The organism is Pararoseomonas baculiformis (assembly GCF_017813395.1).
Lineage (GTDB): Bacteria > Pseudomonadota > Alphaproteobacteria > Acetobacterales > Acetobacteraceae > Roseomonas > Roseomonas baculiformis.
Genome location: NZ_JAGIZB010000005.1, coordinates 157,654 through 169,755, shown reverse-complemented (window position 1 = coordinate 169,755; position 12,102 = coordinate 157,654). Strand labels below are relative to the sequence as shown.

General features: G+C 69.4%; 13 protein-coding genes. 7 read left to right on the top strand and 6 right to left on the bottom strand.

The genetic code is table 11. From position 1 onward, the window contains the following. Both J8J14_RS06925 and J8J14_RS06920 read right to left on the bottom strand, forming a co-directional pair. The gene (locus tag J8J14_RS06925) at positions 1-789 is read right to left on the bottom strand and encodes an SDR family NAD(P)-dependent oxidoreductase (RefSeq protein ID WP_209378741.1); all 789 of its coding nucleotides are present in this window, start codon (positions 787-789) and stop codon (positions 1-3) included. Positions 790-855: 66 nt separating this feature from the next. Then, entirely contained in the window at positions 856-1,728 is an 873-nt protein-coding gene (locus J8J14_RS06920; protein ID WP_209378740.1) for an SDR family oxidoreductase, read from the bottom strand. A 105-nt stretch (positions 1,729-1,833) separates the two neighbouring features. On the opposite strand from J8J14_RS06920, the gene J8J14_RS06915 reads away from it, so the two are divergent. Continuing rightward, the gene (locus J8J14_RS06915; protein WP_209378739.1) at positions 1,834-2,538 is read left to right on the top strand and encodes a hypothetical protein; all 705 of its coding nucleotides are present in this window, start codon (positions 1,834-1,836) and stop codon (positions 2,536-2,538) included. On the opposite strand, the gene J8J14_RS06910 is transcribed toward J8J14_RS06915, so the two are convergent. Further along, positions 2,522-2,995, bottom strand: coding sequence for a GNAT family N-acetyltransferase (locus J8J14_RS06910; protein ID WP_209378738.1), 474 nt, complete (start codon positions 2,993-2,995; stop codon positions 2,522-2,524). The two genes, J8J14_RS06915 and J8J14_RS06910, sit on opposite strands and share 17 nt — an antisense overlap. A 99-nt stretch (positions 2,996-3,094) precedes the next feature. On the opposite strand from J8J14_RS06910, the gene J8J14_RS06905 reads away from it, so the two are divergent. Beyond that, complete coding sequence (locus tag J8J14_RS06905) at positions 3,095-4,090, top strand: Bug family tripartite tricarboxylate transporter substrate binding protein (protein ID WP_209378737.1); 996 nt, start codon at positions 3,095-3,097, stop codon at positions 4,088-4,090. 86 nt (positions 4,091-4,176) lie between these two features. Here the strand turns inward: J8J14_RS06905 and ndk are convergent, their stop codons facing one another. Together ndk and nhaA are read right to left on the bottom strand one after the other, a co-directional pair. Beyond that, positions 4,177-4,599, bottom strand: coding sequence for a nucleoside-diphosphate kinase (gene ndk, locus J8J14_RS06900; RefSeq protein ID WP_209378736.1), 423 nt, complete (start codon positions 4,597-4,599; stop codon positions 4,177-4,179). A 133-nt stretch (positions 4,600-4,732) separates the two neighbouring features. Then, positions 4,733-5,920, bottom strand: coding sequence for a Na+/H+ antiporter NhaA (gene nhaA, locus J8J14_RS06895; protein ID WP_209378735.1), 1,188 nt, complete (start codon positions 5,918-5,920; stop codon positions 4,733-4,735). A gap of 139 nt (positions 5,921-6,059) precedes the next feature. Here nhaA and J8J14_RS06890 point away from each other — a divergent pair, with 139 nt between their 5' ends. Together J8J14_RS06890 and J8J14_RS06885 are read left to right on the top strand one after the other, a co-directional pair. Beyond that, entirely contained in the window at positions 6,060-7,940 is a 1,881-nt protein-coding gene (locus J8J14_RS06890; protein WP_209378734.1) for an ABC-F family ATP-binding cassette domain-containing protein, read from the top strand. Positions 7,941-8,014: 74 nt separating this feature from the next. Then, positions 8,015-8,434 (top strand): nuclear transport factor 2 family protein, encoded by a 420-nt coding sequence (locus J8J14_RS06885; RefSeq protein WP_209378733.1) that lies wholly within the window; start codon positions 8,015-8,017, stop codon positions 8,432-8,434. 11 nt (positions 8,435-8,445) lie between these two features. Here the strand turns inward: J8J14_RS06885 and J8J14_RS06880 are convergent, their stop codons facing one another. Further along, positions 8,446-8,694 (bottom strand): DUF6356 family protein, encoded by a 249-nt coding sequence (locus tag J8J14_RS06880; protein WP_209378732.1) that lies wholly within the window; start codon positions 8,692-8,694, stop codon positions 8,446-8,448. Positions 8,695-8,828: 134 nt separating this feature from the next. On the opposite strand from J8J14_RS06880, the gene J8J14_RS06875 reads away from it, so the two are divergent. From J8J14_RS06875 to J8J14_RS06865, 3 genes are all read left to right on the top strand, one after another. Then, positions 8,829-9,290, top strand: a complete 462-nt coding sequence (locus J8J14_RS06875) for an Lrp/AsnC family transcriptional regulator (protein ID WP_209378731.1) — start codon at positions 8,829-8,831, stop codon at positions 9,288-9,290. A 66-nt stretch (positions 9,291-9,356) separates the two neighbouring features. Beyond that, a complete protein-coding gene (locus J8J14_RS06870) occupies positions 9,357-11,060 on the top strand; it encodes an IlvD/Edd family dehydratase (RefSeq protein ID WP_209378730.1) in 1,704 nt (567 codons plus the stop codon). Then, entirely contained in the window at positions 11,057-12,007 is a 951-nt protein-coding gene (locus tag J8J14_RS06865; protein ID WP_209378729.1) for a D-2-hydroxyacid dehydrogenase family protein, read from the top strand. The genes J8J14_RS06870 and J8J14_RS06865 overlap by 4 nt, the downstream gene beginning before the upstream one ends. Positions 12,008-12,102 lie beyond the last annotated feature (95 nt).

The window sequence follows — 12,102 nt, the reverse complement described above, 5'->3', positions numbered from 1 at the left end:
TTATTTCTTGCCGTGGCCGGGCTCAGCCATGCCGCGATGCATCTCCGCCGTCACGGCAGCGGGCAGGACATTGGCCACGGCGGATTGCAGCTTGTTCTTGAGGCCGCTCACCACGTCCCCGTCGCCGCGCATCATCGCATCAAAGCCCGTCTTCGCCACCATGGCGGGATCGTCCTTCTTCGCCTGGCCGACCGGCGTGTCCATCAAGTCGCCGCGCTCGAAGAACTCGGTGTCGGTCGGGCCCGGCATCAGGCAGGTGACGGTGATGTTGGTGTCCTTCAACTCGTTCCGGATCGCCCAGGAGAAGGAGTTCAGGAAGGACTTGGTGCCGTTGTAGACGGCCTGGAAGCTGCCCGGCATGAAGCCGGCGATGGAACCGGTGATGAGGATCCGCCCCGCGTTCCGCGCGCGCATCTCCTGCCCGATCTTCTGGATCAGGTAGATCGTGCCGGTGATGTTGGTGTCCACCACCTTGCGCACTTCGCTCCAGTCCTGGTCCAGGAAGCCCTTGCCAAGGCCGCGCCCGGCATTCGCCATGAGGACCTCTATCGTGCGGCCCTTCGTGGCGGCGAGGAGCTTGTCCACGCCTTCCTCGGTGGAAAGATCGGCCTGCACCGCATCCACCTGCACGCCAAGCGTGCGCAGTTCCGTGGCGGCCGCCTCGATCTCCGGCTCGTCGGCGGCGATCAGCAGGTCGAACCCGTGCTGCGCGGCTTCCCTGGCCAGCTCGCGGCCGATGCCGGTGGATGCGCCCGTGACGATGGCGAGCGGCTTGATGGTCTCAGCCATGGTGGAGTTCCTTTTCTGGGGGCGGTGAATGGCCGTTCCGCCTCATCGCGGCGCGAGAGCGTCGGGCTAGGCGTTCACCACGTCGCCACCGTTCGGATGCAGCACCTGCCCGTTGATGTAGGAGCTGTCCGCTTCCGAGGCGAGGAAGATGTAGGAGGGCGCCACCTCGTCCGGCTGGCCCGCGCGGCCCATCTTGGAGGAACTGCCATGTTCCGCCGTGCGCTTCTCATCGAAGCTCGCGGGGATCAGCGGCGTCCAGATCGGGCCGGGGGCGACGGCGTTCACGCGGATCTTGCGCTTCTCGAAAAGCTGCTCGGAAAGGCTGCGCGTGAAGGCGACGATGGCGCCCTTCGTGCTGGAATAGTCCACCAGCTGCGGGCTGCCGCGATAGGCGGTGACGGAGGTGGTGTTGATGATGGCGGCGCCATCCGGCATGTGCGGCAGGGCGTATTTCGCCATCCAGAAATAGCCGAAGATGTTCGTGCGGAAGGTCCGCTCCACCTGCGCCTCGTTGATATCGGCCAGGTACTGGCACTCGTGCTGCTCGGCGGCGTTGTTCACGAGGATATCGATCCGGCCGCCAAGGAAACCGACGGCGCGCTCGATCGCGCTTTTCACGAAGCTGGAATCACCGACATCGCCGGCCAGGACTTCGCAGCGCCGTCCAGTGGCCTCGACCAAGCGCTTCGTCTCCGCGGCGTCCTGGTGCTCGTCCTTGTAGAGGATGACGATATCGGCGCCTTCCTTGGCGAAGCCGATGGACACGGCGCGGCCGATTCCGGAATCGCCGCCGGTGATCAGCGCCCTCTTCCCTTCCAGCTTGCCCGAGGCCTTCCAGTTCTCCATCGAGGAACGAGGCCGCGGCGTCATCTCGGCCTCAATGCCGGGCTGGTGGTCCTGGTGCTGGGGCGGCTGGGGGGGCTTGGGCTTGTCGGACATAAGTCGGCTCCTTGCGCGCCCGCTGAACGGGGAGCGCGGCGCCGGGGTTGCCCGCAAGGGAGTATTTAACCTGCTGATTAACCTATGTGTGGCAACGTCCGGGTCATGAGCATCGAACCGGTCCAGGGCGCGGCCATGCGTCCCGCGCGCAGGGTGAAGGCAATCGCCAAGACGGCGGATTTCAAGGGCACCCTGGCCCGGGCACAGGCCCCGTTCCAGCCTCATCCCGCCCCGGCCCGGAACTCCGGCGTGGCGGAGGCACGGCCCGCCGCACGGGGAGGCGAGAGCGGCTTCCGCGGCCGGATCGCCGCGCAGGAAAGCGCCGGGGCCGGCTGGGCGGCGCGCAACCTCTCCTCCGGCGCGCTGGGCCGCTATCAGATGCTGCCCGTCGCGCTCCGCGACATCGGCTGGCAGGATGCGGAAGGCGGCTGGACCGCGCAGGCGGCCGCATCGGGCGTGCGGAGCGAGTCTGATTTCCTGGCCAGCCCGGCGGCGCAGGAAGCGGCGATGACGCGGTATCTCCAGCGCACGGAGCAGCAACTATCCGCCAATGGCGCGTTGGGCGCGGCGGGCCGGACCGTGACAGCCATGGACGGCCAACCCCTTCCCATCACCCAGGCAGGGCTGGTCGCCGCCGCCCATCGTCGCGGCGCCGGCACGGTGGCGCGCTGGCTGGATCACCGGACGCGCACCCCGGACGCGCCCGTGCCGGAGACGAGCCGGGCCGCCTTTGCCAGTGTGGAGCAGCGCCTGCGCGACTTCGCCGGGCTTTCCTACGCCGTGCGCGGCGGGGTCAGTCCTTCCGCATGAACAGCACGGGCATGGAAATGCCATGCCCCAGGGAGCGTTCCCCAGGGCGATCGGCGCGGTAGCCCAGGCTTTCGTAGAAGGGAACCGCCCCGAGATAGGCCCGCAGCATGAAGCGGCGATGGCCCGCGGCCCCTGCGCGTGCCTCTGCCGCCCGGACAAGACGGGTCGCCAACCCCTGCCGCGCCGCGTCCGGGTGGACGAACACCTTGCGGATGCGGGCGGCCCCATCCTCACCAGGGCACCATCCCGCGCTGCCGAGCAGGCGTCCGTCCCGCTCCGCCACCCAGAGATCGCTGGCCAGGACCTCGGGCGGGTAATCCGGCGCCCGCAGCATGGCGGCATAGGCCGGCACGAGATGCGGCGGATAGGCGGTGGCCAGGGCGGCGAAGGAGGCGGCGTGCAGCGCCACAAGCGCCGGCATCTCGTCCGGGCGCAACGGGCGGAGGGTGGGGGGCATGGCATCTCCTGCCTCGACCAGGGCGGCGTGCGGGCGCAAGATCGGCCCAAGTAACGGTGCTGCCAAGGCGCCGGGCTGAAGAGGAAAGAGGGAACGTCCATGCCGCAGAATGCAGGCCCCGGGCTGCGCCGCCGTCATCTCGCCATGCTGGCGGGCGCCAGCCTGCTGCCCGCCCCGGCCGTGCTGGCGCAAGGCACCGGCAGCTTCCCGAACCGGCCGATCCGGATCGTCACCGCCTTCGCCGCCGGCGGCAACTCGGACACTATGGCCCGCCTGATCCAGCCCCGCCTTTCGGAGTTCCTGGGACAGTCCGTGGTGGTGGAGAACCGCACCGGAGCGGGGGGCGCGCTGGCGGCCGGGCAGGTGGCCGGCGCCCCGGCAGACGGCCACACCCTGCTCTTCGATGCCGCCTCCTTCATCATCGCCCAGTTCATCCACCGGAACCTTCCCTTCGACTACGAGAAGGATTTCGCCCCGGTCGGGATGGTGGCGGAGGTGCCCTATATCCTGGCCGTGACCCGCTCGACCGGTATCACGGACCTGAAGGGCTATGTGGACCAGGCCCGGATCACCGAGGGGGGCATGCCGTTCGGCTCCCCGGGGGTGGGGAATACGGGGCATCTGGCCGGGGCGCTTCTCGCGCATCGGTCGGGAACGAGGATGGAGCACATCCCCTATCGCGGCGGGGCCGAGGTGGCGCGGGATCTTGCGGCGGGCACGCTGCCCTCCGGCTATCTCTCGCTGAACTCCCTCTCCCCGGTGCTGGAAGCCGGGCGGGCGCGGGCGATCGCCCTGACCAGCGGGCGCCGCATGGGGGTGGAGAACGTGCCCACCATCGCCGAATCCGGCTATCCCGGCTTCGACCTGACGAGCTGGAACGCCGTGTTCTGCCGCGCCGGCACGCCGGAGCCGGTTCGCCGCCGGCTTGAGGAGGCCGTGAACTTCGCCACGGATGACGAGGAGGTGCGCCGGCGCCTGGGCGCCATGGGCGCTTCCCCGGTGCCGGCCGAGGCCGACAAGCTTTCCGCCCGGCTGACCAGCGAGCGCCGGCTGATCCAGGATCTGATGCGCGACACCGGCATCAGCTTCGGATGAAAAAAGCGCGCCGGCAGGGCCGGCGCGCTTTCCGTGCAAACGGCGAGGGGCCGGGGAGAACGTGTCTCCCCGGCCCCTTTCCAATTTCAGCCGACGATCTCGTGGCCGGCGAAGAAATAGGCGATCTCGGTCGCCGCGTTCTCCGGGCTGTCCGAGCCATGCACGGAATTCGCCTCGATGCTCTCGGCGAAGAGCTTGCGGATGGTGCCCTCGGCGGCGTTGGCCGGGTTGGTGGCGCCCATGATCTCGCGGTTCTTGGCCACCGCGTCCTCACCCTCGAGCACCTGCACGACCACGGGGCCCGAGGTCATGAAGGAGACGAGGTCCTTGAAGAAGGGGCGCTCCTTGTGGACGCCGTAGAAGGTCTCGGCCATCTCCTGCGTCATCTGGATGCGCTTCTGGGCGACGATCCGGAGGCCCTTCTCCTCGAAGACGGCGTTGATCTTGCCGGTCAGGTTCCGGCGGGTCGCGTCGGGCTTGAGGATGCTGAAGGTGCGCTCGGTGGCCATGGTCAGGGTTTCCTGCTCTTGAGTCGGGGGCCGGGTAGCGGCGCGGGCGCCGTTCGGCAAGGGGGCAAGGCGGAGATGCCGGGGGCTTCCCCCGCCTTGCCTCTGATTCTTCTCCGTTCCCGCCTTGCCCGGCTCAGCGGGAGAGCGTGGGCGGGAAGTCCGGCCGGGCAAACCGGAGCAGGGCGTAGCCCAGCAGGCCGGAAACCAGCGACCCGCCCAGGATCCCGATCTTTGCCTCGGCCTGGAGGAGGGCGTCCCCCGGGAAGGCGAGGAGGGTGATGAAGAGGCTCATGGTGAAGCCGATGCCGCAGAGCAGGGCCGTGCCGAAGAGCTGGGTGCGGCTGGCATAGGCGGGCATGTCGGCCAGCCCCAGCCGGACGGAGAGAAGCGAGGCCCCGAAAACCCCGACCGCCTTCCCGACCAGCAGCCCAAGCCCCACGCCGAGCGTGACAGGGGCCGCCAGGGCGGAGGCGGGCAGGCCGATGACGGTGACGCCCGCATTCGCCAGGCCGAAAATCGGCACGATGATGAAGCCCACGGGCAGGTGCAGCGCGTGTTCCAGCCGGTGCAGCGGGCTGGTCGAATCGCCGTCCGGAGCGCCGGGGGTGGGCTTCAGGGGGATGGCGAGGGCGAGGAACACCCCGGCCAGGGTGGCATGCACGCCCGAGCGCAGCACCAGCACCCAGAGCACGAGTCCGAGGAGCAGGTAGGGCCAGAGCTTCAGCACCCCGGCCCGGTTCATCCCGAACAGCACCGCGACCACCGCCGCAGCCCCGGCCAGGTCCGGCAGGGAGAGGCCGGCGGTGTAGAACAGGGCGATGATCACCACGGCGCCGAGGTCGTCGATGATCGCCAGCGCGGCCAGGAACACCCGGAGAGAGGCCGGGACCCGGTTGCCCAGCAGGGAGATGACGCCGAGGGCGAAGGCGATGTCGGTCGCGGCCGGGATGGCCCAGCCATGGGCCGTTTCGGCACTGTTGAGCAGGAGATAGACAAGGGCGGGCACGGCCATGCCGCCCGCGGCCGCGATCCCCGGCAGCGCCCGGCGGGGCCAGGTGGAAAGCTGCCCGTCCAGCGCCTCGCGCTTGATCTCAAGGCCGACCAGCAGGAAGAAGACGGCCATCAGCCCGTCATTGATCCAGTGGCTGACAGAGAGCGGCCCGACATAGGCGTGCAGGACCGCCTCATAGGCGGCGGACAGCGGCGAGTTCGCGATGACCAGCGCCAGGGCGGCGGCCCCCATGAGCACGAGGCCGGCGGAGGACTGACCCTCCAGGAATTGTCTGAGGGCGCTGGGCCGGTCGTGCCTGGACGAAACCATGGTTAATCCCGAGTTGCTGTTGCGCCGCCCTAACACGAAGGGCGGGATGCGCCAGGGGGAATCGAGAGTTGCTGCTTCCGCGGGGCACGCGGCGCGCATCGGCGTTTCGCCCGCGCTCCGGGCGGGCTAGAAGCCGGGCATGACTGTCCTGGCACTTCGCGACCTGACCATCCGCCTGGCCGGCCGCACCCTGCTCGATGGCGCCAACCTGCAGCTCGATCCCGGCCGCAAGCTGGGGCTCGTGGGGCGGAACGGCGCCGGCAAATCCACCCTGTTCCGGGTGCTGACCGGCGCGTTGCAGCCCGATGGGGGCGAGATGCGGATCGCCGCCCGCGCCCGCATGGCCCATGTGGCGCAGGAGCAGCCGGGCACGGATGTGTCCCTGATCGACACGGTGCTGGCCGCCGACACGGAGCGGGCCGAGCTTCTGCACGAGCTGGAGCATGGCGATCCCGCCCGCGCCGCCGAGGTGCAGGAGCGGCTGATCGCCATCGGCGCCGATTCCGCCCCGGCACGCGCCGCCACGGTGCTGGCGGGCCTGGGCTTCGATGCCACCGCCCAGCTCCGGCCGGTGAAGGAATTCTCGGGCGGCTGGCGGATGCGCGTGGCCCTGGCCTGCGCCCTGTCGCTGGAGCCCGACCTGCTGCTGCTGGACGAGCCCACCAACCACCTGGACCTGGAAGCGACCCTCTGGCTGGAGGGATGGCTGAAGCGCTTCCCCGGCGCCGCCATCATCATCTCCCATGACCGGGAGGTGCTGGACGAATGCGTGGACAGCATCGCGCATCTCGATCGCGGCAAGATCACCACCTATCCCGGCGGCTATTCGGAATTCGTGCGGATCCGCGGCGAGCGCATGGCCCAGCAGGCGGCGGCGAACGAGAAGGTGCTGGCCCAGCGCGCGCATATGCAGGCCTTCGTGGACCGCTTCCGCGCCAAGGCCAGCAAGGCGCGCCAGGCCCAGTCCCGCCTGAAGGCGATGGAAAAGCTGGCGCCCGTGGTCGAGGTGATGGAGGACGGCTCCACCCGCTTCGAGTTCCCGGACCCGCCCGAGGTCCCGCCGCCCATCCTGACCATGTACGACGCCAGCGTGGGCTATGGGGACCGCACCATCCTGCGCGGGCTGACCCTGCGGCTGGACCAGGAGGACCGTGTTGCGCTGCTGGGCGCCAATGGCAACGGCAAGTCCACCCTGGCCAAGCTGATCGCGGGCAAGCTGCAGGAGAAGTCGGGCGAGGTGCGGCGCACCCAGCGCCTGAAGATCGGCTATTTCGACCAGCACCAGGCCGAGGCGCTGGACCCGAACGGCACGCCGCTGAGCCATATGCAGGCCGCCATGCCCAAGGCGACCGTCACCCAGACCCGCGCCCAGCTCGCCCGCTTCGGGCTGGACGAGGACCGGGCGACGACGCTGATCAGGGATTGCTCGGGCGGGGAAAAGGCGCGGCTGCTGCTGGCCCTCACCACCCGGGACGCCCCGCAGCTGCTGATCCTGGACGAGCCGACGAACCACCTGGACATCGACGCGCGCGAGGCGATGGTCCGCGCCCTGGCCGACTACAAGGGCGCCGTGGTCCTCATCACCCATGACCCGCATATGGTGGAGCTGGCGGCGGACAGCCTCTGGCTGGTGGCCGATGGGGCGGTGAAGCCCTTCGACGGCGACCTGGCAGATTACCGCGCCTGGCTTGCCGGCCGCGCACGGGATGCCCGCAGCGAAGCCCGCGCCGCCAAGGCCGATGCCGATGCCCCGGCCAGGCCCACCGCCGCCAGCCGTGCCGCCGCCCGCGCCGCCCTGGCCCCCATCCGGGAGCGGGTGAAGGAGATCGAGGCGCGGATGGAGAAGCTGCGGCTGGAGGACCGGCTGCTGGAGAGGAAGCTCTCCGATACCGAGACCTATGCCCGCTTCAAGCCCTCGGACATCACCTGGGCCAATACCCGCCGCGCCGCCATCGCCGACATCGTCGCCAAGCTGGAGGAGGAGTGGCTGGAACTGGCGGAGAAGCTGGAGGCGGCGTGACCGCTGCCCCACGGCATTGTTGAAATCCCTTCCCGCGCGGGCGCAGTCTCTGGCCAAGGGCGGGGAACGGGACGATGGGCGAAGAAAGCCTCACGGCGCGCAACCTGGCGCGCGTCCAGGAGATCTACGGCCGCTATGCGCAAGGCGACAGGGGTGCCCTGTTCGAAGCCCTGGCGCCGGGCGTGAGCTGGAATTCCGTCGGGGACGGGCTGCTGCCCTGGGCGGGTAGCCGGAAGGGGCCCAAGGGCGTCCGGGCCTATTTCGCGGCGCTGGACGCCGAGGCGGAGGTCACCCGCTATGAGGTGGAGCAGGTGATCGCCCAGGGCGAGTGGATCGCCACCCTGGCCACCGTCCAGATCCGCTACCGCCGGAGCGAGCAGAGCTACCGCTACGCCAAGGCCGATTTCATCCGCCTGGTGGATGGGCAGGTGGTCGATTTCCGCGAGTTCTACGACACGGCCCAGGCCTGCCGCGACCACGCCTGCGGCGGCTGAAGGGCGCCGCCTCAGGCGCCCTGGCGGGCCTCGGCCAGGGCCGCCCGCTCGGCCCTCACGCGGTTCACCACCATCCTGTCATGCAGCTGGGTGATCGTGGCCGAGCCGGTCCTGGTGAACAGGAAGGGCAGGATCGCGTGCACGAAGCAGGCGAGCGAACCCAGGAACATGCGCCAGCCGAACCATGCGGCGGTGTGCATGTGTTCCAGATAGGTCTCGCCGACCGCGGCCGGATGTTCCGTGAAGGAGGGACGGGGCATGTCGATCTTCCCTGCGAGGTCCTGGGAAGGATAGTGACGATCGCATGACAACGGATTGCGTTTATTGCTCGGCTTCCGCAGAATCACGCAAAGCCATGCCCCGGATCGCCGGGTTTCACGAAAAGCCATTCCCCATGGATGCCTTCGACCGCAAGATCCTCGAATGCCTTCAGGAGGACGCGACGCTTTCCGTGGCTGAGGTGGCGGAAAGGGCCGGGCTCTCCCCCTCGCCCTGCTGGCGCCGGATCCGGCGGCTGGAGGAGGAAGGCGTGATCCGGCGCCGGGTGGTGCTGCTGGATGCCGCCAAGATGCGGGTGGGGGTGACGGTCTTCGTGACCATCCGCACCAACCGTCACAGCATGGCCTGGGCGGAGGGCTTCTGCCGGGCCGTGGCCGGGATCCCGGAGGTGCTGGAGTTCCACCGGATGAGCGGCAGCGTGGACTACCTGCTGCGCGTGGTGGTGCCGGACATCGCGGCCTATGACGGGGTGTACAAGCGGCTGATCGAGATCGCCGACCTCTACGATGTCAGCTCCAGCTTCTCGATGGAGCAGATCAAGTACACCACGGCCCTGCCGACCTCCTACGCGCCCTGACCGGGGCGGATTTCAACCGGCGCCGATCCGCTCTAGCCTATGCGGCAGAACGGAGGGGAACGACGTATGTCCACAGGCCTGCGAAAGGGTTTGACGAGCTACGGGGATGCGGGGTTCTCCCTCTTCCTGCGCAAGGCCTTCATCAAGGCGGCCGGCTATTCGGATGATGCGCTGGACCGGCCGATCATCGGCATCACGAACACGGCCAGCGACTTCAATCCCTGCCATGGCAACGCGCCCCAGCTGATCGAGGCGGTGAAGCGCGGGGTGATGCTCTCGGGCGGGCTGCCCATGGCCTTCCCGACCATCTCGATCCACGAGAGCTTCGCCCACCCGACCTCCATGTACCTGCGCAACCTGATGGCCATGGACACGGAGGAGATGGTCCGGGCCCAGCCGATGGATGCGGTGGTGCTGATCGGTGGCTGCGACAAGACGCTTCCGGCCCAGATCATGGGCGCGGCCTCGGCCGGCATCCCGGCCATCGTGGTTCCGGTGGGGCCGATGGTGGTGGGCCACCACAGGGGCGAGGTGCTGGGCGCCTGCACCGATTGCCGTCGCATGTGGGGCCAACACCGGGCGGGCAAGATCGACGAGCCGGAGATCGAGGTCATCTCCGGCCGGCTGGCGCCTTCGGTCGGCACCTGCATGGTCATGGGAACGGCCAGCACCATGGCCTGCATGATCGAGGCGCTGGGTCTTTCCCTGCCCTACAGCGCCGCCATCCCGGCCCCCCATGCCGAGCGCCTGCGCTGCGGCGAGGCCAGCGGCCGGGTGGCGGTGGAGATGGCGCGGCGGAAGGGACCAGTGCCACGGGCGCTGATCACCCAGGCCTCCATCCGCAACGCCATGACAGTGCTGCAGGCCATCGGCGGCTCCACCAACGGGCTGGTGCACCTGGCCGCCATGGCGGGCCGGGCGGGGCTGAAGGTGGATCTGGAGGAGTTCGACGAGATTGGCCGCCGCGTGCCGGTGCTGATCGACCTCAAGCCCTCGGGCGACCACTACATGGAGCATCTGCACCATGCCGGCGGCGTGCCGCGCCTGCTGAAGGAGCTGGAGCCGCATCTGGAACTGGATGCGCCGACCGTGCTCGGCGGCACGTTGCGCGACTATCTGGACCTGGCCGAGGAGGTGCCGGGCCAGACCGTCATCCGCTCGCGCGACAACCCGCTGAAGCAGACCGGCGGCATGGCCGTGCTGCGCGGCAATCTCTGCCCCGGCGGCGCGGTGATCAAGCATTCCGCCGCCACGCCCTCCCTTCTCCAGCACGAGGGCCGCGCGGTGGTCTTCACCAGCGTGGAGGACATGACCAACCGCATCGACGACCCGTCGCTCGACGTGAACGCCGATGACGTGCTGGTCCTCCAGAATGCCGGTCCCAAGGGTGCGCCGGGCATGCCGGAGGCGGGCTACCTGCCCATCCCGAGGAAGCTCGCCCAGGCCGGGGTGAAAGACATGGTCCGCATTTCCGATGCGCGCATGTCCGGCACGGCCTTCGGCACCATCGTGCTGCACATCACGCCGGAGGCCGCGGTGGGCGGCCCGCTCGGCCTGGTGCGGACCGGGGACCGGATCCGGCTGGATACCGCGAACCGTCGCATCGAGCTGCTCGTTGACCAGGCCGAGCTCGATCGCCGCGCCGAAGATTTCAAGCCGCCGCGCCCGGCGCCGAAGCGCGGCTATGCCAAGCTCTTCCACGACACGGTGCTGCAGGCAAACCAGGGCGTCGATTTCGACTTCCTCACCGGGGTGGATGACGAAGCATGAGCAGCCTCAGCCGCATCGCCGTCCTGGATGACTACCAGGGCGTCGCGCTCTCCCTTGCCGACTGGGGCTCGCTCGGCGTGCCCGTGGATGTGTTCCGGGACACGATCAAGGATGAGGACGCGCTCGCCGCGCGCCTTGCCCCCTATGACGCCATCGTGCTGATGCGGGAGCGCACGCCGTTTCCGCGCTCGCTGATCGAGCGTCTGCCGAACCTCAAGCTGCTGGTGACCACGGCGGGGCGGAACCTCTCCGTGGATTCCGGGGCGCTGAAGGAGCGCGGCATCACCTTCTGCGGCACGGGAGGCGGCGTCTCCCAGACGGCGGAGCTGACCTGGGGGCTCATCCTGGCCCTGGTGCGAGACATCCCGGCCCAGGACCGCAGCCTGCGCGAGGGGCGCTGGCAGACGGCTCTGGGCGAGGGGCTGGAGGGGCAGACCCTCGGCATCATCGGGCTGGGCAAGCAGGGGCAGCGCGTGGCGAAGGTGGCGCTGGCCTTCGGGATGCGCGTCATCGCCTGGAGCCAGAACCTGACCGCCGAAACCGCCGCCGCCCATGGCGCCGAACGAGTGGAGAAGGAGGCGCTGCTGCGGGAAGCTGACGTGGTGACGCTGCATCTCGTCCTCTCCGCGCGGTCGCGCCACACCATCGGCGCGGCGGAACTCTCGCTGATGAAGCCGGGCGCCTTTCTGGTGAACACCTCCCGCGGGCCATTGGTGGACAGCCAGGCCCTGGAATCCGCGCTGCGCGAGGGCCGTATCGCCGGTGCGGGGCTGGACGTGTTCGACGAGGAACCGCTGGCCGCCGGCGCCTCGATCGCCGCCCTGCCGAACACGGTGCTGACGCCGCATCTCGGCTACGTCACGCGCGGCAACCTCGCCACCTTCTACCAGGGGGCGGTGGAGGATATTGCGGCCTATCTGGCGGGGGCGCCGATCCGGGTGATCTGACGGGGGGCGCGTTGTTGTCCTGATCCGTCGCCGCTTGTGGCCCCCGGGGAGAGGAAGAAAGAATTCTTCCTCTCCCCGGACCCCTCACCATCATC